A 22,132-nucleotide genomic window follows, 5' to 3' on the forward strand; every position below is an offset into this window, starting at 1 on the left:
AAAGTATTTTTTAACCCGCCTGCTAAGGGACGGTCTTTCAGTAACACCGTGCGTATGGGGTAAGCGGTTTACCAACGCACGGTCTATACTGGGTGTGTTCCCCTGCAGAGGCCAGGCGCTCTAGCGGACGTAGCCGTAAGCGGGCTGGGGAGCGGGCAGGACGTTTTTGTAGGCAATCATGCAGGCCACATAGGCATTGTTATACTGCGTTTGAATGCCGCCCTGCTGGCTGTTGGAATAGAGACTTCCGCCCAGACCGCCACCCATGGCCCCTGCGGCGGCCCCAATGCCCGCACCGGCGCCACCGCCTGCGGCGGCCCCAAGTCCAGCACCCAGAGCAGTTGCGGCCAGACCGCCGTAAATGGCTTTATGATTCTGGCGTTCGGCCTGCCCCTGCACGGCGGCGGCAGCCTGAGAGCGGCAGAAATTCTGTTCCTGCAGGAATTGTCCATACTCCTTGCCCGGACCGGGGAGGACCTGCGCGGTTGGCCCCATTGGAGTTTCCGCACAGCCAGCCAGTAAAAGAACGGGCAAAAAAACAATGGGAAGTGCTATAAACTTCATCTCACTTACTCCAGATTATATTGGACGATGTTAGTGTGAGAGAAGTATGTCATTTTTTTTCTAGTATAGGAATAATAGAAAATGCGGGGAGCAGGGCCGCCAGCCCCGAGCAACCCTTGTTCACCTTAATCTGACGTGCAAGCCTAGAGGGGTGTGTTAAGCCGCGTGACCAGCAACTGGTTGATGCGGAAGCCTTCCACGTCCACCACTTCAAACCGGAATCCCGCTGCATCGACCCTGTCGGTCTTGCGGGCCATACGGCGCAGGCGGTGCATGATAAAGCCGCTGATTGTATCAAACTGTTCATGGTCGGGCAGGTTTGCAATATCCAGCTCACGCATGACTTCCCCAATGGGGGCCGCGCCATCCACCAGCCAGGAATTGGCGTCACGCTGGACAATGGCCTGTTCCTCAAACGGGCTGGCCAGTCCGTCCATGAGCACGCCCATGATGTCCTTGAAGGTGATCAGTCCTACAACCAGCCCGTATTCGTTGACCACCAGTGCAAAACCTACGCCAGATGTGTCAAACTGGGCCAGTGTATCCCACAGGTTCAGTGTTTCGGGCACGGAGGATACGTCCCGTCGCATACGGGCGATGGGGTTGGAGTGCGGGCGGCCCGATGGAGCGGTGGAGGGGTCCACGACCGAGGCCAGAACGTCTTCCGCACGGATGGAGCCTATCACCTTATCCAGTCCGCCATTGCATAGCGGGTAGCGTGAATAGGGTTCCATGCGCACTTTTTCGTGGTTGTGCTCTGGTGTGTCCTGAATATCGAGAAAAATGATCTCGTCCCGTGGTGTCATGGCGGATGTAACGGAACGGTCCTGAAGTCCCAGCACGTTCTCGATCATCTGGTGTTCCTGCTGGAGCAGGGCGCCAGAGGCGGTGCCCGCAGCCAGAATGGCATGCAGGTCCTCAGGTGTTACGGGTTCCACCGCCGAGGCTGCCGGGATTTTGAGCGCTTTGAGCACCACATCGGAAATTTTGGAAAAAACCCAGACAACCGGGTAGAGAATCCGTAGCGCCAGCCGTGGGAACCAGCCTACGGCAAGGGCCACCTTGTCCGGGTTGTTCATGGCGACCCGTTTGGGCAACAGGTCGGCAAACAGTACGAACATGCCGGTGACAAAAATAAAGCTTAGGGTGGAGGCCAGATTTTGTGCCCACCAGTTGGAGAGCTTCCATTGGGTGAAAAAATCAGCCAGCGGGGGAGACAGCATTTCGGAACTGACAATACCGCCCATAATCCCCACGCCGTTCAGGCAGATCTGGATAACGGTTATAACCTGTCCGCTGTTGCGGCGGAGTGCCAGAAAAGCCTGGGCACGTGGGTCTCCTGCTTCTGCGCGGCTGCGGAGCCTGACTTCCCGGGCGGCAGCAAAGGAGATTTCGGAAAGCGCGATCAGGATACTGATCACGATAAGCAGAACAAGGGTCAGCAGACCCATTATAAACAGAAGCAAGAGAACGTCCGCTATACGGTTAGAATGCCGCAGTATGGACAAAAAGTGTGTCGCTGGCCAGCGTGATTCCGGATTGTATTTTTTATGTCACGCATGACATGCGAAAGACTTCAAAATTCTGTCAGCACGGGACCCAGAGGCTTTGCGTGCGTTGGTGAAGAGTTAGTGTGCCATGTTGTTCTCTTCGGCCGGATAAAAATTGATGTTTGATGCGCTTTATCTTGAACAGGCAGGTCAGACGGCCACCCTGCGGAAACTGCCCGAAAATGCCTTGCCGGACGAGGAGGTGACAGTCCGTGTTCACTGGTCGGGCCTGAATTACAAGGATGCGCTGGCCATTACCGGGCGTGGTCCTGTGGTGCGGGCATGGCCAATGGTGCCGGGGATTGATTTTGCTGGCGTGGTCGAGCGCTCTTCCAGTCCCGATTTTACAGTCGGGCAGCAGGTTATGCTGAATGGCTGGGGTGTGGGCGAAAAGCACTGGGGCGGCCTTGCGCAAAAAGCCAGCGTTCCCGGAGCATGGTTGCTGCCTTTGCCGCAGGGTTTGGACGCCCGGCAGGTTCTGGCGCTGGGCACGGCGGGTTTTACGGCCATGCTGTGCGTACAGGCACTGGTGCGTGAAGGTGTGGAACCCGCTTCCGGCCCGGTTCTGGTCACTGGTGCTACGGGTGGGGTTGGCAGTGTGGCGGTCATGCTTCTGGCCCGACTGGGGTATGAGGTTGTGGCGGTAACCGGCCGTCTGGAAGAACAACCCTACCTGCAAAGGCTTGGGGCTTCCGAGGTGCTTGCGCGTTCGCATTTTGAAATGCCCTCCCGCCCATTGGAAAAAGCCCGCTGGGCGGGGGCGGTGGATGTGGTGGGCGGGCAGGTTCTGGCTTCTGTCTGCGCATCCATGAAGCCGCAGGGCGTGGTAACGGCCTGCGGTCTGGCGGGGGGAATGGCGTTCCCTGCGACTGTTGCCCCCTTTATCCTGCGCGGCGTAACGCTGGTGGGCATAGATAGTGTGATGTGTCCCAAGGAGGTCCGGCAGGACATGTGGGATCGTCTGGCGCTCTTGGTGAACAGGGACCTGCTGGCGGAAATGACTCGGGTTATCCCTTTGTCAGGCGCCGTAGCTGCGGCCACGGACCTGCTGGATGGCAAAATAAAAGGCCGTGTTGTGGTTGAGGTGCCATGAGTCGCAGTGTTTTTGGCAAAATCTGACGCGGCTGATCATTATTTTAGGCATATGATAATTTATAGAATAATGTAACTATTTTGGTTTTTGTGCGGTTGTGTGAAAATTTTGGAAGGCGAATGGACTACACAATCGTATAAAAACCGATAAAATAGTGATCTGTTTACAACAGAAAAACAAAACGTGCATTTAAGATAAATGAATATCCATATTTATTTGTCTGTATGGAAGATATTAACCAGATTTAAATGCTATCGTGGGAATTGTTCAAAATATCTTTCTGGGTTGGGGAGAGAGTAGCTCTTTCTTGCAGTTGAGAAAATTCTCAACTCCGCATCGCTCTTGACTAAAGTTACAGATAAATGTAACTAACGGAATTGTTAATAAAATTATGTAAGTATTGAGCCATGGACGCCACACCCGCCCGATCAGACGGCGCAGATATGACAAAGGGACTGGCCCGTCAGGTGCGTGGCTGGTTGCTTGGTTCTGTTGTGTGTGGCGGTGTGTCGGCTGTTCTGCTGGTGTGCCAGTTTATCCTGCTGGCCCATCTTGTGGATGATCTGGCCTTCCATGGTCGTGGTCTGGGGACGGAAATTTCTGTGTTCGGGCTGATCCTGGCCTGCCTTGTGGGGCAGGTGGGGGCACGTTTTGCGTCTGATATTATGGGAACGCAGGCGGGTCTGCGGGTGGCGGGCCATGTTCGGGGGCGGCTGCTGACGCACCTGCTTGCGGCGGGTCCCGTGGTGTGCGCTGGTGTGCCCGCAGGGGAGATCGTGACCACGTTTACAGAGGGCGCGCGCGCGCTGGTCCCCTATTTTGCCCGGTATGTGCCTTCTGCCGCCATGATGGTGGTGTTGCCACTCCTTATTCTGGCGGTGGTGGCGGGGGTGGATGGGTGGAGCTTTGTCGTGCTTGCCTGCACTGGTCCGCTTGTGCCGGTTTTTATGGTGTTTGTGGGCTATGGCGCGCAAACCATCATGGACCGGCGGTGGCGGGAACTGTCCCTGCTCGGGGGGAGTTTTCTGGACGCGCTGCGAGGGTTGAAAACCCTGCGTCTGTTTGGCCGCACGCAGGACAGTCTGGACCGGATTACCAGACTGGCGGAGGCGCATGGACGCACCACTTTGTCTGTCATGAAGGTGGCGTTCCTGACATCGGCCTCACTGGAGTTTTTCTCCAGCCTGTCCATTGCTCTGGTCGCCGTTGTTTTTGGCACACGCCTGCTGGCTGGTACTGCGGATTTTCGGTCTGCTTTTCTGGTTCTCTTGCTGGCTCCAGAATATTTTATGCCTTTGCGGACATTTTCTGCCAGTTACCACGCGCGCCAGAACGCCCGGGCGGCCATGGAGCATATGGGTAAACTGTTTGCCCTGCCAGCGCAGGCAGGGCGTTACGGTATGCAGACACCGCAGCCGGTTGGGAGTGTTGGCGCTCTGGCATGCACCGGGCTTGAGGTGCATACCCCCGATGGCACAACTGTTTTGCAGCATGTCACCTGCCATTTTGCACGTAACCGCCTGACTGTTTTAACGGGGGCGAGTGGTGCGGGCAAAACCACGCTGCTCAATACCCTGTTAGGTTTTTTGCAGCCTGTTGCCGGACGTCTGGAAGCGTATGATACATCCGGACGGCCCATGGCGCTTGATGGTGTGCGCATGGCCTGGGTCCCGCAGCATCCGCTTATGATTTTTGGCACTGTGGCTGATAACCTGCGTCTGGGTGTGACGGGTGCGGATATGCAGCAGTTGCGGCAGGCAGCAGAGCTGGCGGATGCGCTGGGATTTATAGAAGCCCTGCCCGATGGGTTTGAGACGCATATAGGCGAACGGGGCAGCCGCCTGTCCGGTGGTCAGGTCCGCCGTCTGGCTCTGGCGCGGGCCTTGCTGCAAAACCCGGATGTTCTGGTGCTGGACGAGCCCACAGCAGGGCTGGACGTGGTGAGTGCATTGCATGTGGCCAATGCCCTGCGCCGGTGTGTAGCCGGGCGCATTGTAGTGGTTGCAACGCACCGGCAGGCGCTGGCTGACCGGGCAGATGTGCTGCTGCATGTGGCTGGCGGCACGGTAGAGAGTCTTCCCGTGCAGAAGGAGACTGTTGCATGACCATGCCGCAAGACTCTTTGGCCGGTGGCGCGCAAGGTTTTTTCCGTCTTTCGGTAGGGCTGCGCTGGCGTCTGGCTCTGGGTGTAGGGTTTGCCTGTGCTGCGGCTCTGGCCAGTTTTGGGCTGCTGTTTCTGTCAGGCTGGCTGCTGGCGGGGGCAGCGGTTGCAGGGCTGGGTGGGCAAGCCGTGGCGCGGGCCTTCAATATTGTGCTGCCAGCAACCGGTGTGCGGTTTTTTGCCATGGTCCGCATTCTGGCCCGCTATCTGGAGCGGGTTGTGGCGCATGATGGTGCTCTCCGTCTGGGCGGGCATTTGCGCGCATGGGTTTACGCACGCCTTGCCCCGCTTGCCCCTGCCGGGTTGGTGGACCAGCAGGGCGGTGACCTGCTGGGGCGCTTTGTCTCTGATACGGACAAAGTGGCGGCATATTACACGGATGTCGCACTGCCCTTTTTGCGGGCGTTGCTGTGTGGTGTTGTGTTTGTAGGCGTATTCGCCTGCTTTACGCTCCCTGCGGCAGCGCTTCTGGCCGCAGGGCTGTTGCTTGGCGGTGTTCTGGTCCCCTTGCTGGCTGGCCCTGCAATGGACCGGCTGGTGCGGGTAGAGGCCGAACAGCAGAGCCACATTCAGGCGGAACTGGCGCAAACACTCCAGAATATGGGGGAATACCTGCTTTTGGATGCCGCCAGTGGCCGGGCCAGACTGTGGCAGGTGCAGCAGGCCGGAATGGATAAGGCGTGCTGGAAGCTGGATGTGCTGGAAAGTGCCGCGCGGGGGCTGATAACCCTTATCACCTTTGCTACGGCGCTGGGGGTTCTGGTTCTGGCTGTGAATGCCTGCCGGGCGGGGCAACTGAGTGTTGCGGAAGTTCCCATGCTGGTGCTGGGGGTTCTGGCTGCTTTTGATGTGGCGGCCCCTTTGCCTCTGGCGCGTCAGGCCGCAGCGCAGGCAAAGCTTGCCACCATGCGGCTGGATGCTGCCTGCCCCCCCAGCGCGCCACGCCCCGTGGTGCAGGGGGCAGACCTCCCGCACGCACCATATGATCTGGTGGTGCGTGACCTGAGTTTTGCATACCCGAAAACTGTAAGCCCTGTTTTGCAGAATGCTAACCTGATCATCCGTCAGGGTGAGCATGTGGGGCTGATCGGACCTTCCGGTATTGGCAAAAGTAGCCTGATCAACCTGCTCTTTGGCTTTTACGTGCCTGATAGTGGCAGTATCAGCTTTGGCGGGGTGGATGTGAGCACACTGTGTGCAGAAGATATGGCAGCTTTTGTAAGTGTGGCCGCACAGGACTTCCACCTGTTTGCAGGTACACTCAGGGACAACCTCCTGCTGGCCGCCCCACATGCCACGGAGCAGGAGCTTGCAGATGTGCTGGAAACAGCACAACTTACACAGTTTATTCAGTCTTTACCACAGGGTTTGCAAACCTGGGTTGGTAATGATGGCCTGCGCCTTTCCGGTGGGCAAGCGCGCAGGGTAGCGGTGGCTCAGGCCCTGTTACGCGGCACACCATGGCTTGTTCTGGACGAGCCAACCGAAGGGCTGGATGCTCCTCTGGAGCAGGCCCTCATGGCCGCGCTGGTACAGCGGTGTGAGCGCACAACCATTGTATGCATGACCCACCGGCAGGCGGTGCTTCCGTTCATGCACAGGGTTATCAGGGTGGAGGACGCGTGTTTTCGCCCCGGAGGAGGGAGCGACATGAAGAGCTGAAAGTGAAAAACGCTTTTATTCAGTAATAAGGTTAAAAAAATGGACTTAATTAATCCTACGGTCGTTGACCTTTCGCGTTTTCAGTTTGCGTTAACGGCCCTTTATCACTTCATGTTTGTCCCTCTGACATTGGGACTGACCTTTATGCTGGCTGCCATGGAGACGGTGTACGTCGTAACCGGCAAGCAGGTGTACAAGGATATGACCCTGTTCTGGGGTAAGCTGTTTGGCATCAACTTTGCTCTGGGCGTGGCAACCGGCCTGACCATGGAGTTTGAGTTCGGCACCAACTGGTCCATGTATTCCCGCTTTTTTGGCGACATGTTCGGAACGCCGCTGGCCATTGAAGGGCTGATGGCCTTCTTTATGGAATCCACGTTTATCGGGCTGATGTTTTTTGGCTGGGACCGGCTGAGCAAGCCTGGGCATCTGGCCGTTACCTATCTGGTGGCGCTGGGTTCCAACCTGTCCGCATTGTGGATTCTGGTCGCCAATGCCAGCATGAACATGCCCAACGGCGCGCATTTCGACCCCGAAACCCTGCGGATGACATTTGACAGCTTTGTTGGTGTTGTCTTCAACCCCGACGCACAGGCCAAGTTCGTGCATACGTCGGTTGCGGGTTATGTGGCGGCATCCCTGTTTGTCATGGGGATCAGTGCGTTCTACCTGTTGCGCAAGCAGCACCGGGATTTTGCAGCGCGGTCTTTCCGTATGGCGGCTCTGTTCGGTATTTTTTCCACCGTTGCCGTCATTACGCTGGGGGATGTGCTGGGGCGTCTGGATTACGAACACCAGCCCACCAAGATCGCGGCTATGGAAGGGCTGTGGCATACCAGCAAGCCTCCCTATGAGCCCTGGATCATCGCGGCCCTGCCCAATGATGCAAAGCAGGAAAGTTCGTTTGAGATCGGTGTGCCTTTTGTGCTCACACCCCTGATCACACACAGCTTCAGCATGCCCATTACAGGCATGATCGAACTGGAAGATGCTGCTGCTCCGCGCATTGCGTCTGGTATTACAGCCGTAAGTGCTCTGCGTCGGTATGAAGAAAACCACCAGGCGGCTGATCTGGAGGAGTTCCGCGCCCATCAGGATGACATGGGGTATGGTCTGCTTGCTTCCCGTCATGCACCGGGTCAGGACGTAACCGCCATTGCGCCCGAACAGCTCCAGAGCGTTATTGAGCAGACAAAGCCCGATATTCTGCCCAATGTTTTTGTAACCTTCTGGTCATTCCGCCTGATGGTGTTCCTGGGCGTGTTCTTTTTCGTGCTGTTTGCCATGGCGTCTTACCTGAGCCTGAAAAACCAGCTTGAGCGTAACCCGCTGTTCCTCAAACTGTGCATGTGGTCCATTCCCCTGCCAGTTCTGGCAACCGAGTTCGGCTGGATTACGGCTGAGGCCGGTCGGCAGCCCTGGACCGTGTTTGACCGTCTGCCAACCTTTATGTCCGCGTCCACACATAGCGTGTCCTACATGCTGTTCTCGCTGGCCGGATTTACTGTGCTTTACAGCATATTTATCGCGGTTGAGCTTTACCTGATGTTCAAGTTCGCCCGGCTGGGGCCAGAGGCGCATGGTCCGCATGAAGATGCAGATCCCGCACACCTGTCCGTTGTGGCGCATTAAGGAAGGTCCTGCATCATGGATGTTTACGTTGTTCTCAAGCTTATATGGGCTGGCCTTTTATGTGTGCTGCTGATCGGGCTTGGCCTGATGGTGGGCATGGACATGGGGGTAGGCACCCTGCTGCGCTTTGTGGGGCGCACGGATGGGGAGCGCCGCACCGCGCTCAACATCATTGGTCCGCACTGGGATGGTAATCAGGTCTGGTTCATTCTGGGTGGCGGCGCCATTTTTGCGGCGTTCCCCACGCTGTATGCCACGTCCTTTTCGGTGTTCTATGTGGTCATGATCCTGCTGCTGTTCAGCATGATCCTGCGACCCGTGGCCTTTGAATACCGTTCCAAGGTGGAAGCCCGCCTGTGGCGTGCAAGCTGGGATTGGGTTTTTCTGATTTCCGGCTTTCTGCCCATGTTTGTCTATGGCGCAGCTTTTGGCAATATTCTGCAAGGTGTAGGCTACCACTTTAACTGGACCGGGCAGTATTTTCAGGATGGGTCCTTTCTGGCTTATCTGCTTAATCCCTTTGCCATTCTGTGCGGCCTTATGGCGGTCTGCCTGAGTGTCATGCAAGGTGGCATCATGCTGATGATCCGCTCGGAAAACCCCATTCATGACCGGGCACGGTTCTATGCCATTCGTGCGGGGATTGCGGCGGTTGTTCTGTTCCTTGTCGGTGGTGTATGGATCCGCAGCATATCGGGTTTTGTGCTTGAGCAGGGTGACCCTGGCATGGCGGCAAACCCCATGCAGGGGCAGCATGTGAGCATGCAGGTGGGCGGGTGGTTGCATAACTATGCAGCACATCCCATTTTGTGGCTGGTGCCTGTGCTTGGTGTGTTCAGCATGCTGGCAGGTGTTGCTCTTGTGCGGGCTAACCGGTCTCATATGGCCTGGTGGATGGGTCTTGGTTCCTGGGTGGGTACAATTGGTACGGTTGCGGCCGCCATGTTCCCGTTCTTCATGCCCTCCACCACACGTCCTGACCAGAGCCTGACAATCTGGAACAGCTCAGCCAGCCAGTATGGTCTGGCCTGTATGCTGGCCGTGGCCCTGATCTTTGTGCCGATTATCCTGTGTTACACATCCTGGTGCTATTACGTGATGCGCGGGAAAGTCCGCACCGCGGATATCATCAAAGATACGCATAGTTACTGAAAAGGAGAGGGCGCATGATCACATTGCTGCGTTTTGCGGGGCTGGGTCTGGCTCTGGTGGTGGCTCTTCTGTTTGCCGTTTTTGTGGGTGACCAGGGGCCTTGGTATTTTGCATGGGTGGTTGGTACGGTCATGATCATTCTGGTCGCAGCCGCAGGTGGCGTCCTGTTTGATGCACAGGCCGAAGAGGCTGTATCGAAAGGGGAGTTCTGACCATGATGGGAGATCTGGAAGCTATTATATTTTTTGTACCGTTTTTGTATTTATCGTTTTATATAATAGCATTTTCTGTTATAAAGAAGATGTTTCCCTAGCCTGCGATTCTAGCATCAGGGAAGCCTCACAAAGGGATAGCCTGCATACCTATGGTATGCAGGCTATTTTGTTTTGTGGGTACAAAAAAACCCGCCCCCATAAACCGATTATGAGAGCAGGTTATAAAAACTATTATTTATTACGAAAGTTTAGGAAATGATAGGTGGCGTCAGGCTTCTAGTCCGCCATCAACAGGTAGGGCAGCACCTGTAATGTAAGATGCTTTGGGGCTGGCCAGAAAAGCAGCCATGGCGGCAATGTCATCCACCTTGCCATAAGTGCCAGTTGCGACAAAACTGCTGATAAGGGCTGCATTTTCTCCATCTTCAGGGTTCAGGTCTGTGTGGATCGGGCCGGGTTCGATCACATTGGCTGTAATGCCACGGCTTCCCAGATCCCGCGCCACGCCTTTGGCAAAGCCACGCAGGGCAGCCTTTGTGGCGGCATAAAGCGAAATACCGGGGAAAGGTGCGCGCGCACCAAAAGCGGAGCCGATGTAAATAATCCGCCCACCTTCCTTCATGTGTTTCACGGCTTCCATGGTTTCCACCATGACGGCACGCACATTCAGATTCAGAATATTTTCAATCTGTGCAACCGTCATTTCATCAATCGGGCCGTAGGGATACGTGCCAGCATTGCAGACAAGTACGTCAATACGGCCAAAGGCAATAATGGTTTCGGCAATGACCTCACGGTTGCCTTCAATTCTGGCACCGTTGGCTTTGATGGTCAGTGCCTTACGGCCCATGGCACGGATTTTTTCCGCAACCTTTTCCGCAGCACCCGAACTGCTGGAATAGGAAATGGCAATATCATACCCGTCTTTTGCCAGAGCTTCTGCAATGGCGGCACCAATGCCCCGGCTCCCGCCGGTTACAATAGCAACTCGATTGCTCATGATTGTTAAAACCTTTCAAAATTCAAGACAGTTTTCAACCGTCTTTCAAACCCAGCATCAGGCTGATGTTCTGCAACGCAGCCCCGGACGCACCTTTGCCCAGATTATCCAGACGGGCAGTCAGCAGGGCCTGTCTGTTTCGGGGGCTGGCATGCACACGCAGTTCCATGTTGTCGCGCCCTGCCAGAGCCTCGGCCGAGAGATTGGGTTCGTGTGGCATAACCCGCACATGGGCCTGTCCGGCGTAGTGTTCGTGCAGAATGGCGTGCAGATCACTCCCGGTGATATGGCCTTTCAGGTCATCCAGATGCAAGGGGATGGAGACAATCATCCCCCGCGCAAAATGCCCGACGGAAGGAACAAAAACCGGACGCCGTGCAAGGTTGGCGTGCTGGTGGATTTCGGGCACATGCTTGTGTTCCAGACTGAGCCCATACAGCTCAAACGCTGGCCCGCCTTCATGCTCGTGCGCCTCAATCATGCTGCGCCCACCCCCGGTGTACCCACTGACCGCGTTAATGCAGACCGGATAGTGGGCATCCAGCACCCCGGCATCCACCAGCGGGCGAAGCAGGGCAATGGCTCCCGTGGGGTAGCAGCCGGGGTTGGACACGCGCAGCGCGCTGGCAATGGCCCGGTCCTGACCTTTTGCCAGTTCGGGAAAGCCGTAAACCCATGCGGGGTCTGTGCGGTAAGCGGTGCTGGCATCCAGCAGGCGAGGGGCGGCATCACCCAGAGTTGCGGCCATATGCACCGCCTCGCGCGAGGCATCGTCCGGCAGGCACAGAACAACCAGATCGGCTGCGGCCATGGCGTCCTTGCGGGCAGCCGGGTCCTTGCGCCGGGCGGGGTCGATTGAAAACAGCGTAACAGGCAGGGCCGAGAGGCGCTCGCGTATTTCCAGCCCTGTTGTGCCTGCTTCGCCATCAATAAAGATAACGGGTTTCTGTGTCATGCCTTCCTCTCCTGTTTCTGGCTGTAGATTAGGCTTTCTGCCTGCAAGCGCATAGACGCGGCACAGGATTATGGCACAATGTTTAACACATAAAGTCCCGCGCTGCCCGCGCGGCAGGCCACCAGAACAGGCAGAGAGCATGACCAGCAGAGCACAATCCCCCGCAACCTCCCCTGTGGATGCCGTACAGAACCGGCACAAGGCCGCGCAGAATATTGAGCGGCTGCTTGCTCTTATGGCGCGTCTGCGCGACCCGGAGGAAGGCTGCCCGTGGGACCGCGAGCAGACACACCAGACCATAGCCCCCTATGCCATTGAAGAAGCCTATGAGGTGCTCGATGCTATTCAGCGGCAGGACTGGCAGGCTTTTCCCGATGAACTAGGGGACCTTCTGTTGCAGGTTGTCTATCAGGCGCAGCTGGCGGAAGAGGAGGGAAAATTTGCTTTTGCCGATGTGGCGGAAATTGTGACGGAAAAAATGATCCGTCGGCACCCGCACGTCACCTTTGGCAAGGATGTGCTGGGGAGTGCTGCTCAATCCCAGCCCGTAGCGGCTGAACTGTCCGCACGCGCCATGCCGGGGCAGTGGGAGGAGATCAAGGAGCAGGAACGCAAACGTCTGGCGCAATCCGGGGGGCAGGCAGCGCAGCGCCCCGGTGCGCTGGCGGGTGTGCCGCCTGTTCTGCCCGCCCTGCTGCGGGCTTCCAAACTGGCATCCCGCGCGGCCCGTGTCGGGTTTGACTGGCCTGATGTTTCCGGTGTGCTGGACAAGGTGCATGAGGAAATAAACGAGTTTGCGGTAGAAATGCAGAAGAATGACCGGGAAAAAATGCAGGATGAACTGGGCGATGTCCTGTTTTCTGTCGCCAGCCTTGCACGCCGCCTGAAGCTGGATCCGGAAGCCTGCCTGCGTCAGGCCTGTGACAAGTTTACCCGCCGGTTCGAGGCGGTGGAAGCTCGTCTGGCGCAGGATGGCCTGAGCATGCAGGACCAGAGCGTGGAGAAGCTGGACGCCGTGTGGAATGCAGTCAAACAGACTGAAAAGCCCTGAAAACCAGAACGGCTGGAGCCTTGGCCCCAGCCGTTCTGGTTTGCGGGCGTAAGGGAGCGCGCTCCCTTACGGTTAGTCAGCGTGACGTTACTATGTGTTGGCGTTCTGTGTGCCACCAGTCAGATAATCCATGATCCGGCGGGAAAAAGCGTTAACATCCTTTGGTGTTTCACCATTCTGGATGCTGGCAACATCAAGCAGGATATGGGCCAGCGTATCAATCTTATCCCCTGCCTGCACCTTTTGGGCCAGAGAGTGGATCATGGGGTGTGCAGGGTTAAGTTCCAGCACAGGGGTTACGTCCGGAATGTCCTGCCCGCTGCGCTGCATGAGCTTGCGCAGTTGCAGGTCCGGCCCACCTTCTGGCGCACTCAGCACCATGGCGCTGGAAACCAGACGATCCGTTGCCCGGATGTCGGATACAGCATCCCCCAGAGCGGTTTTCAGGGCTGGCAGCAGGGTGTCCATATCCGCTTTTTCGGCGGTACTGGCTTCTGGTGCGCCAAATTTTTCAAGGTCATTCAGGCCCTGTGCCACATTGCGCAGGCTTTTGCCTTCATATGTGCCAAGCCGTTCCGGCCAGAAGGAATCCACCGGGTCGGACAGCAGCAGCACTTCCACCCCACGGGCTTTGAAGCCTTCAATCTGGGGGGAGGCATTCAGCACGTCTGCATTGTCGCCTGTTACGTAGTAAATGGCGTCCTGCTCGGGCTTCATGCGGCTTATGTAATCGTCCAGCGAGGTCAGGGTATCCACCGCACTGGAGCGGAAGCGGCTAAGGGCTGCCACATCGGTTTTATAGGTGGGGTCGTCCCACATGCCTTCCTTGAGCACGGGGCCAAAGTTGTCCCAGAACGTTGCATAGGCCTGCGCGTCCTTGGCGCGGGTTTTCAGCTCGTTCACAACCTTGGTGGTCACGGCCTTGCGGATACGGGCCAGAACGGGGGTTGCCTGCAACATCTCGCGTGAGACATTGAGCGGCAGGTCCTCCGTATCCACCACACCATGCACAAAGCGCAGCCATGGGGGCAGGATTTCGGCATCATCGGTAATGAACATCCGGCGCACATGCAGGCGCACCTTGCTCTCACGCGTCTGCTCGCCAAACTCGAACGGGCGGGAGGAGGGGATGAACAGCAGGGCGGAAAATTCCATCATGCCCTCTGCACGCCAGTGCAGGGTATCCCACGGTTTGTCAAAGTTGTGGGAAATATGGCGGTAGAACTCTTCCAGCTGTTCTTCCGTCACATCATTGCGGGACTTGCGCCACAGGGCCGTGCCTTCGTTGGCGGCTTCTTCCTTGCCATCACGCATGATGGTCACGGGCCATGCAATATGGTCCGACCATTTACGAATAATGGCCTGCAGACGCCATGGGTCCAGAAACTCATCCGCATCGGATTTAATGTGGAGTGTAATGTCTGTTCCCGCTTTTTCGCGTGTTGCGGGTTCAAGCGTGTAGGCCCCCTTGCCATCGGACGACCAGCGCCATGCCTCATCCGACCCGGCCCGGCGGGAGACAACATCCACCTTGTCCGCCACCATGAAGGCTGCGTAAAAACCAACGCCAAACTGGCCAATCAGGCTTGGGCGGTCTTCGGGTTTGGCGGTTTCAAGCTTCTGGCCAAAAGCGCGGGTGCCAGAGCGGGCAATGGTGCCAAGGTTGGCGACCAGTTCATCCCGGCTCATGCCTGACCCGTCATCGCTGATCGTCAGCAGGCGGGCGTCCTTGTCGGGGTTGATGCTGATCCTGGCGTTTTCGGGCAGGGCCTGTGCAGCATCGGTCAGGGCTTCAAAGCGGCGGCGATCGGTGGCGTCCGCTGAGTTGGCGACCAGTTCACGCAGGAAGATTTCGCGCTCGGAATACAGTGAGTGCACAACCAGGTCGAGCAGCCGCCCCACTTCGGCGCTGAACTCGCGTGTCTCACTTCCCTGATGTGCCGTGGCGTTGGGGGGTGTTTCTGTCATGCTACTGAGCCCTGTTACTTCTTATAAACTCTGTATATGGGCAGTGTATGCCACGCCTGATGGGGTCGTGCATCCCTGCCTGTTCCGGTTGCACAGATGTGGTGGGGTGGGCCTGTTTTCAATATCTGGCGGGGTCATGTCAGCCAGAATTGTGCGCTGGTTTTTCCTGCGCGGGAAAATGCGCCAGAACCTGAGCGACCAGAATGGTCAGGGCTTCTGCCAAGGCGGCAAACCCTTCATGCGGTGTGTGTGTGGTTTCATCCATATACAGGCTGCGCCGCATTTCTACTTGCAGGGCATGCATGTTCCGGGTGGGGCGGCCGTAATGGCGCGTAATATAGCCGCCTGCGTATGGCGCGTTCCGGGCGGTTTTAAACCCTAGTCCCTGCAAGGTCTGCTCCGCCAGATCTGTCAGGCGTTGCGTGCAGGATGTGCCATAGCGATCCCCCAGCACAAAGTCGGGCGAGCCTGCCTGTGGCGCATCGGGCATGGAATGCAGGTCCAGCAGCAGGCAGAAGCCGTGCCGCGTATGGGCGGCCTGTAGCAGATCAGCCAAGGCAACGTGGTAGGGCATCCAGTAATGGCGGATACGTAAGGCGGCCTCCATAAAGGGGAGGCGCTGCCGGTAAATGGGGCGGCGGTCTGCAACAATACGGGGTATGGAACCCAGCCCCGCCAGCCCCTGCTCAGAGGGTGCGACAAAGGAAGGAATGGCACCATGGAACATCCGGCTGTCCAGGTCCCATGCCGCGCGGTTTACATCGCAAAACACACGGGGGAAGGTGGCGCTCAGCAGCGGTGGCCCGAGATTATGGGCACCAAGGGCCAGTTCATCCACAAAGCTGTCTTCACCACTTCGCAGGATGTCGAGGGGCTGGCGGGCAATACGTATAAACGTCTCCGGATAAAAATGCCCCGAATGGGGGGAGGCCAGCACCACGGGGCTGGTTGCGGGTGTGCCGTTGACCAGAACCGGATTGGGGGACGCCTGCCTGTTGGCTGTGCTCTCTTCCTGCATGTCCTGCTGAGGCTGAAACAACCGCTTCAGGCTGGGTGGGAATAAAGAAGACGCAAAATTTTTCATATTCCCACTATTGTGGGCTTGCGCTTGCAAGGCAAGGAGGATAAAAGGCCCACACACATCAGGAATGGGCGCATAGCTCAGCGGTAGAGCACTACCTTGACATGGTAGGGGTCACAGGTTCAATCCCTGTTGCGCCCACCATTCCTGAGCCGCAGAATTCTGCGGTTTATACCATGTCTCCCGCTGAAAAATTAGCATCCCCAAAGGCAATCAACGGTATCAATTTCCATTATTGGGAATCTATATCCGTGCCGCTTTCCAACCCCCCCCCCACTATGCGCGAATCTCATCCCGGTAAGCGTCGGGTATTTTCTTCGCATAGCGCGCGACGATGCCTATGGTCGCCCATCAGTCTCGCGGCAACAGTCATGTTCTGGCGATGAACCCAGAGCCTAGTGTCTTTTGCTGGATATAATGTGCCGCAAAGTCTCTTCCCAGCTCTGGTCTGTCTCCAGTCTGGCGGAAGTCGAGCTTGGCATCCATATGATCACGCCGTTGATGGCTCTCTTTGCGTCAGCCAACTGGCGGGACCATTCTGTGTCGCTGAGAAAACCGTTCTTTGTTACCCCGGCTCTGTAAGGCGAGACATAGGCGTATATCGGGAGTGATTGATTGATGGCACGATCATTTGTTACGGCAGCATGCAGGTGTGCATACCAGCCGTTATGGTTGGGCCATCGCTGGTACAGGGTTGGCGCAAAGAAATCGAACCCGCCATCCCGATAGATTTTTGCTCTTATATCGAGAAACTTCGAATTAAAATCATAGTCATACATGCCGATTTTTGCTTCGGGGTAACTGTCTCGCGTCCAGGCAATAAATTTTTTGAAGAGTTGAATCTCGTTATTGGCCTGTGCGGCAGAGTCTGCTCTGTCAATCACGATATTTTCAAAGTCAAACGCAATGAATGCGCTTGACCGGAATTGAGCTACATAGCTGGCAAGTGTTTTCTTGAACTCGCTCTCGGTTGGCACGTTGGAGCATTGAGTTTCGTCGCACTTCAGTTTCCAGACATCGTATACGGATGTAAAGGGTACCAGACCGGCTTTATCGAGATGGTCTGCGTTGGCATACCGGGTGCTGTTGAAGACCCGGAAATCTGTCACATAAGGTTGCTGTTTGGCTCCTGCGGATGTACAGCCGCCCATTGTTACCAGAACTAATAACAAAATACGTCGGATCATGAACATGACTTTTCAATATGGTGGGGAGATTTTATAGGCAACTAAGATTGATTTACTAATGCATGCAGCAGTCTGACCGTCAAGTTTGGGGAAATGTAAACTGGAGGAACCAAAAACCTCATATATTACAGACTATTATGTTATTTTGTTCTGTTCGTCTTGGAGTATATATGTCGCGGGCTTGCACACGGATAAGCAGCATCAGCCTTGAGAGCCACAAGCGCTCTGGTGTGCAGCCGGGTGGTGAGAATACAGGGGAGGCGGAGTGCAGGGTAGAATGCTCTTATCCCGTCATATTGCATTTAGTGAAAAACCGCCGCATATCGCCACGTGGAGAAAGCAAGAATGACCGACGATAAAGATTTTGCTCTGTGGCTGGCCAAGGAAAAAAGAGCATTGGCCGATGCAGGCTATCAAGAAACGGCTGCCTCGTTCGATAGGATCAAAGGGCGACTGGGCGCTATCCTTCCGCTGTCCGTCACACTTACAGCGGTGTCTCTGGCGGGAGCTTTTTCCCAGCGGGAATACTCCATTGTCTGCGCGTTTATGGCGCTAGGCTTTGGAATGACAGGTAGCCTATGTGCCGTGGGTCTCTACTCCACAACTCTTATATCCAAGAACGTTGCTCCTGACGTGGTGGATACCATTCTTTCCGATGTGCCTGAGCGCGACGAGACGCAGGCCACTTTATGGATGGCTTACACCGCGTCCTATATCACAGCCGAAAATACCAAAATCATTGGAAGGGACAGGCGTTGGCTTAAGGCGGCATGGGTATCATTAAGCCTCACGCCTATCGTGTCATTTCTTCTGTCCATTGTGTGTGGAGGATGGAGTTCGTTTTAAGGTGGACACGTCTAAGAACGCTTCATGTGATCTCTTCACGTTTTGAATAAGAGATGTGGGGGCGGGGCGTTGAGGGGGAAGTCTGGGTGCAGGATTTTTTCAGTCATACGGATTTCCTTTCGGCCCACCCTGTCAGTGTCCCCCCTTCCCCATGGTACACAGATGGGGAGCGGGGTTAGGACCCTTGGGTGGCTGCGTGTTCGTGCGCCTGTTCTCTCAAATCAAGCGCCACCGCAGTCATGTTCGGAGTCTGGCAAAGTCCAGGAGCGTCCGGTTCTAAAGTTTGTTGTTGTGTAAACTTTGCCTCTATTATCACCTGCTGGGCAATTGGCAGGAACAGAGGCCAGACACATCATTACCTTGTCGCCGGCTTGAGAAGAATCAACCTCAGGAATTTGTTCGTAAGAGACCTGATAGCCACCATTGACAAAACTAATTGCTGAACCTGAATCTGGAACAGGCTTTCCTCCGCTTTCCTGAAGGCGGGTTTCAACGGATTTGACATGGGTGAATACGCAGGTGCCAATCTGATCTGGCAGGTCAGTCGTAGGGGCGGCATGAACTGGGACTGTCAGAAAAGCAGAAAGAGCGGGAAAGGCAAATAGCAGCTTCTTCAATAGAACCTCCTGTTAAATCTGTTTTATCCTTAGGGGCGAGAAGGCATCTTCTAATTCACGCCACATTTTTACAAGGGGTCGTTCAGAATCTGTCAGGCTCTTGCTCTCCAGAGCATGGGTAGGGAAGGAAAAATACATGCCATCTTCAAGTTTCTGAACGATTCAGCGTTCGTCGAGTGAGAGCGCACGTCAGCATGTTCCTGACGTCGGACAAATAGCTCCTTCGGAATCCTAAGATTCAACATGGGTTATCGGTCATCATCGCTCATACTCGGATAACGGTGCTGCGCATCTCTTGTGCTATGACGCATGTAATGTACCATGACAGAAAGGGAGGCGCAAATTGCAGTCCCGTCACCAGACGACCACAGATTAACAGTGTAGCTCAGGCTAGATGGATAAAGAGTTCCCCCCCGATTATCGGAGCAGGATGATCGTGACATCTGGTTACAGCGTTGCATCTCGGGCCAAGAGCATAGACTGCTGGCTGGAACTGGAGGCCAAATTTTCCGCAAGAGAGACAAAATGGTAAAATTTCTTTTTCTACCTTGTGACAAGGCTCCATCTTTGGAAATAACATGTTCACAGTACGAACTTGGTGCGAGAATTGTTTATCCTCCATCCTATGGGGATAAAAGAACGGAAATTCAAAAAATAATAGAATTAAATTCTGGTTTTGAGGAAAAATTCCCAACGATAAATATTGGGCCAGTTCAATTCTGTCTGGGAAAAGGGAATGTGGTCCGGTTGATCTTCCTGTATTTTTCCGGTTTGAAAAAAGAGGATTTTATCTATCAGGAAGATTGTAAGTATGTTCCTCTGGTATCACTTGTGCCGCAGGATATAGATAAATTTCAGGAGGATTTATATTTTAACGAGCAGGTTTCTGTTAAGATTGATAGAGACAGTCGTGTTGTCTATGTTGAGTTTGAAGAAAATGTAAATATTTCTCAAACATTTTCCTTGTCAGATAATTTAATACTGCGTGCAGATAAAGACGGTACTCTGGCAGCTATGGTTTTTCGTAATGTCCATTGGATAGATATGGAAACCGAACCGGCGGTGCTGCAACAGAGCTGTGGCATCATCCGGCGTTTTTTGTCCGGCTTAACCCGACATGTGAGAAAGCTATTCTGAGCCTTGGCTTTACAGAATTAGGTTTGTCAAAACAGGTCTTTCTGCCACTTCAGTTCCCTACTGCTTTTCCTCCCGGCGGATGATCCGGCGTGAGACACTCAGCGCGGCGCCAAGAAGAGCAAATCCTGTGGCCAGTTTCAGGCAATGTACCGCGCCACCACTACCTTGGGAAAAACCAAAGACGAGCGCAACCAGTGCGGAGCCCAGCGCCCAGCCCAGCGTGCGGGCAACGGCCATCATCCCACTTGCTGCGCCGCTGCGGGTTGCCGGGCCGGAGGTCATGACTGTCAGATTATTTGGTGTCTGGTAAAAGCCAAACCCAATGCCGCAAAGCGCCATCCGCCAGCATATGTCCCAGAAGGCTGGCCGTGCGGGCATAAGGCTCAGGGTTGCCAGTCCTGCCGCCAGAAGCGCCAGCCCCATGCTGCTTAAAACCGATGCCGGGTGCCGGACTGCCAGTCGGCCTGCAAAAGGGGCTGCAATGGCAACAAGCATAGGCCAGGGCGTAACAAGCAGGCCTGTTGTTACGGCGGAGAGATGCATGACCGTCTGGAACAAAAACGGGAGTGCGACATAAGCCAGAATCTGTGCGGCATAAGCGCAGATTGATGTCAGGATTGAAAGCGAAAACAGCGGAATAGCCAGAAGATCCAATGGCAGCAGAGGTGTTGTCAGTTTTTTCTGCTGGCGATACAGCAGAATGGCGCAAAGTAAACCTGTTCCGATCTCAAGTATCGCCAGTCCGGTTTTCTGCTGCCCCAGCGCATCAACACCCAGAATACCGAGCCCAAGAGCACCCACATTCAGGAGTGTGCCCATCCAGTCGAACGAGAGTGGAGTGCGGGGGCTCGTCGGAGCCGCCCGCAGGAAAAGAGTAACCGTCATCAGGCCAATCGGCACGTTGATCAGAAACAGCCATGGCCAGGGAGCAACAGCCAGCACCACTGCTGCCAGCGTAGGCCCGACGGCGGCGGAAATGGCAACGGCTAATGCAATAATGGCAAAAGCCTGATGCAGCATGGCTCTGGGATACACGCTGCGCACTAGCGCGCCGCTCAACGCGGCCATGCAGGCTGTCCCCAGTCCCTGCACGGCGCGTGCTGTGATAAGAACGCCCAGTGAACCCGAAAGGGCGCAGGCAAGGGAGGCTGCTGTGAAAAGTGTGATCCCGAACCCGTAAACCCGTTTCAGGCCCAGTGTGTCCGCCAGAGCCGCAGCAGGCAGCAAGCTCACCGCAACTGCCAGATGATAGACATTGACGACCCAGACCGTCTGCGCCTCGCTACAGTGGAGGTCATGGGCGATAGTGGGGAGCGCGATATTGGCAATCGCTCCATCCAGCCCACCCAGAATAATGCCCAGCACGGCGCAAAGCATGACCAGACGGCGCTGTGTATCGGAAATAGGCGGTGAAGTCATAAAAAATTCGGCGTCCTGATCGTTATCATCCGGATGAAAGTTCTATTCTGATAGAACTTCTATCGCCATAACGCTGCAAGTTTTATCTTCTATCGTAAAAAATGGGTCAGGATTCCAGATCGGAATATATTCTGGTATGGTGCCTTGTTGATTTTAGATAAGTATGGAAAGCCCTTGTAAGCAGTTTGATTGCACGAGTATGGTGTATAGGGGAAGATTGAAATTGATCAAAAATTATTGGGTATTATTGAAAATATTTTTGTATGAAAAAATAAACTGGCCTGATTTCTGGATGGCTATCAGAATGGTTTGTTTTGTATTTTTATATTGTATGAATATTTCACCAGTCAGTGCAAAGACTGAAGGGGATTTTCCTGATGATGTTTCTGTATTTTTTCATGATGCGGATATTTGTCAGTATCTGGCGGGAGAATGGGATAGCAATCTTCCCCCGAAAAGAAAAAATGAACTTTCTGATGAAATGAATAAGGTGTGCTCAAATATTCATGAAAGGCAGGAATATTTTGAAAAAAAGTATGTCCGGAATAAATCCATTATACGGAAATTAAAGTCCTATGAGTTTTAATAAAAGGCTGGGTGGTGATCATCGGAGGTCATAAAATCTGCCACTGTGGCGAGATTTTTCCATCCTGTGTCGTTAGTTCTGATTTCTGTCCAGCATATGGGTCATCGATGTGAGTAAGCGCGCGCTGCCTGCCGGTTATTCCGGTGGGTTTTCTGCCCGCCTACGGCGTGTCGTCAGTTAAGCCCTGAGTGTGGCGCATAAGGGTTGTACTTTGTGGCTGCGTGTGCTGACTGTTTTCCCGGTTTTTGAGGGGAGA

General features: G+C 55.1%; 19 protein-coding genes and 1 tRNA gene. 11 read left to right on the forward strand and 9 right to left on the reverse strand.

Annotation, left to right across the window (positions count from 1 at the left end; translation table 11 throughout):
• Positions 1-120: 120 nt before the first annotated feature.
• Together HNR55_RS09705 and HNR55_RS09710 are read right to left on the reverse strand one after the other, a co-directional pair.
• A complete protein-coding gene (locus tag HNR55_RS09705; protein ID WP_166114358.1) occupies positions 121-564 on the reverse strand; it encodes a glycine zipper family protein in 444 nt (147 codons plus the stop codon).
• Positions 565-707: 143 nt separating this feature from the next.
• Positions 708-2,030, reverse strand: coding sequence for a hemolysin family protein (locus HNR55_RS09710; protein WP_184382665.1), 1,323 nt, complete (start codon positions 2,028-2,030; stop codon positions 708-710).
• Between the two features lie 202 nt (positions 2,031-2,232).
• On the opposite strand from HNR55_RS09710, the gene acuI reads away from it, so the two are divergent.
• From acuI to HNR55_RS09740, 6 genes are all read left to right on the forward strand, one after another.
• A complete protein-coding gene (gene acuI, locus HNR55_RS09715; protein ID WP_166114355.1) occupies positions 2,233-3,207 on the forward strand; it encodes an acrylyl-CoA reductase (NADPH) in 975 nt (324 codons plus the stop codon).
• 407 nt (positions 3,208-3,614) lie between these two features.
• Positions 3,615-5,312: a thiol reductant ABC exporter subunit CydD gene (cydD, locus tag HNR55_RS09720; RefSeq protein ID WP_242005528.1), complete on the forward strand. Its 1,698-nt coding sequence runs from the start codon at positions 3,615-3,617 to the stop codon at positions 5,310-5,312.
• Entirely contained in the window at positions 5,309-7,030 is a 1,722-nt protein-coding gene (gene cydC, locus HNR55_RS09725; protein WP_306309580.1) for a thiol reductant ABC exporter subunit CydC, read from the forward strand. The genes cydD and cydC overlap by 4 nt, the downstream gene beginning before the upstream one ends.
• Before the next feature lie 39 nt (positions 7,031-7,069).
• Positions 7,070-8,662, forward strand: a complete 1,593-nt coding sequence (locus HNR55_RS09730) for a cytochrome ubiquinol oxidase subunit I (RefSeq protein ID WP_166114352.1) — start codon at positions 7,070-7,072, stop codon at positions 8,660-8,662.
• A 15-nt stretch (positions 8,663-8,677) separates the two neighbouring features.
• Complete coding sequence (cydB, locus tag HNR55_RS09735; protein ID WP_166114349.1) at positions 8,678-9,814, forward strand: cytochrome d ubiquinol oxidase subunit II; 1,137 nt, start codon at positions 8,678-8,680, stop codon at positions 9,812-9,814.
• A 14-nt stretch (positions 9,815-9,828) separates the two neighbouring features.
• Entirely contained in the window at positions 9,829-10,026 is a 198-nt protein-coding gene (locus HNR55_RS09740; protein WP_166114346.1) for a hypothetical protein, read from the forward strand.
• 271 nt (positions 10,027-10,297) lie between these two features.
• Here the strand turns inward: HNR55_RS09740 and HNR55_RS09745 are convergent, their stop codons facing one another.
• Both HNR55_RS09745 and argC read right to left on the reverse strand, forming a co-directional pair.
• A complete protein-coding gene (locus HNR55_RS09745) occupies positions 10,298-11,029 on the reverse strand; it encodes an SDR family NAD(P)-dependent oxidoreductase (protein ID WP_166114343.1) in 732 nt (243 codons plus the stop codon).
• A gap of 34 nt (positions 11,030-11,063) precedes the next feature.
• On the reverse strand, positions 11,064-11,984 hold the full coding sequence (gene argC / locus HNR55_RS09750; protein ID WP_166114340.1) for an N-acetyl-gamma-glutamyl-phosphate reductase: 921 nt from the start codon (positions 11,982-11,984) through the stop codon (positions 11,064-11,066).
• A gap of 139 nt (positions 11,985-12,123) precedes the next feature.
• On the opposite strand from argC, the gene mazG reads away from it, so the two are divergent.
• Complete coding sequence (mazG, locus tag HNR55_RS09755; RefSeq protein WP_242005527.1) at positions 12,124-13,035, forward strand: nucleoside triphosphate pyrophosphohydrolase; 912 nt, start codon at positions 12,124-12,126, stop codon at positions 13,033-13,035.
• Positions 13,036-13,125: 90 nt separating this feature from the next.
• Here the strand turns inward: mazG and htpG are convergent, their stop codons facing one another.
• Both htpG and HNR55_RS09765 read right to left on the reverse strand, forming a co-directional pair.
• A complete protein-coding gene (htpG, locus tag HNR55_RS09760; protein ID WP_166114334.1) occupies positions 13,126-15,003 on the reverse strand; it encodes a molecular chaperone HtpG in 1,878 nt (625 codons plus the stop codon).
• A gap of 139 nt (positions 15,004-15,142) precedes the next feature.
• On the reverse strand, positions 15,143-16,087 hold the full coding sequence (locus HNR55_RS09765) for an N-formylglutamate amidohydrolase (RefSeq protein WP_166114331.1): 945 nt from the start codon (positions 16,085-16,087) through the stop codon (positions 15,143-15,145).
• Positions 16,088-16,153: 66 nt separating this feature from the next.
• Here HNR55_RS09765 and HNR55_RS09770 point away from each other — a divergent pair.
• Positions 16,154-16,228, forward strand: a tRNA-Val gene (locus HNR55_RS09770).
• 251 nt (positions 16,229-16,479) lie between these two features.
• Here the strand turns inward: HNR55_RS09770 and HNR55_RS09775 are convergent.
• Complete coding sequence (locus HNR55_RS09775) at positions 16,480-17,271, reverse strand: hypothetical protein (protein WP_166114328.1); 792 nt, start codon at positions 17,269-17,271, stop codon at positions 16,480-16,482.
• Between the two features lie 345 nt (positions 17,272-17,616).
• Here HNR55_RS09775 and HNR55_RS09780 point away from each other — a divergent pair, with 345 nt between their 5' ends.
• Entirely contained in the window at positions 17,617-18,117 is a 501-nt protein-coding gene (locus HNR55_RS09780) for a hypothetical protein (protein ID WP_166114325.1), read from the forward strand.
• 221 nt (positions 18,118-18,338) lie between these two features.
• Here HNR55_RS09780 and HNR55_RS09785 read toward each other — a convergent pair whose 3' ends face one another.
• Positions 18,339-18,734, reverse strand: a complete 396-nt coding sequence (locus HNR55_RS09785) for a hypothetical protein (RefSeq protein ID WP_166114322.1) — start codon at positions 18,732-18,734, stop codon at positions 18,339-18,341.
• A 525-nt stretch (positions 18,735-19,259) separates the two neighbouring features.
• On the opposite strand from HNR55_RS09785, the gene HNR55_RS09790 reads away from it, so the two are divergent.
• Positions 19,260-19,871, forward strand: coding sequence for a hypothetical protein (locus HNR55_RS09790; protein ID WP_166114319.1), 612 nt, complete (start codon positions 19,260-19,262; stop codon positions 19,869-19,871).
• A 57-nt stretch (positions 19,872-19,928) separates the two neighbouring features.
• Here the strand turns inward: HNR55_RS09790 and HNR55_RS09795 are convergent, their stop codons facing one another.
• On the reverse strand, positions 19,929-21,290 hold the full coding sequence (locus HNR55_RS09795; protein ID WP_166114316.1) for an MFS transporter: 1,362 nt from the start codon (positions 21,288-21,290) through the stop codon (positions 19,929-19,931).
• A gap of 223 nt (positions 21,291-21,513) precedes the next feature.
• On the opposite strand from HNR55_RS09795, the gene HNR55_RS09800 reads away from it, so the two are divergent.
• Positions 21,514-21,876, forward strand: coding sequence for a hypothetical protein (locus HNR55_RS09800; protein WP_242005525.1), 363 nt, complete (start codon positions 21,514-21,516; stop codon positions 21,874-21,876).
• The last annotated feature ends 256 nt before the right edge of the window (positions 21,877-22,132 follow it).

This window comes from Acetobacter lovaniensis, from assembly GCF_014207635.1.
Classification (GTDB): Bacteria; Pseudomonadota; Alphaproteobacteria; order Acetobacterales; family Acetobacteraceae; genus Acetobacter; species Acetobacter lovaniensis.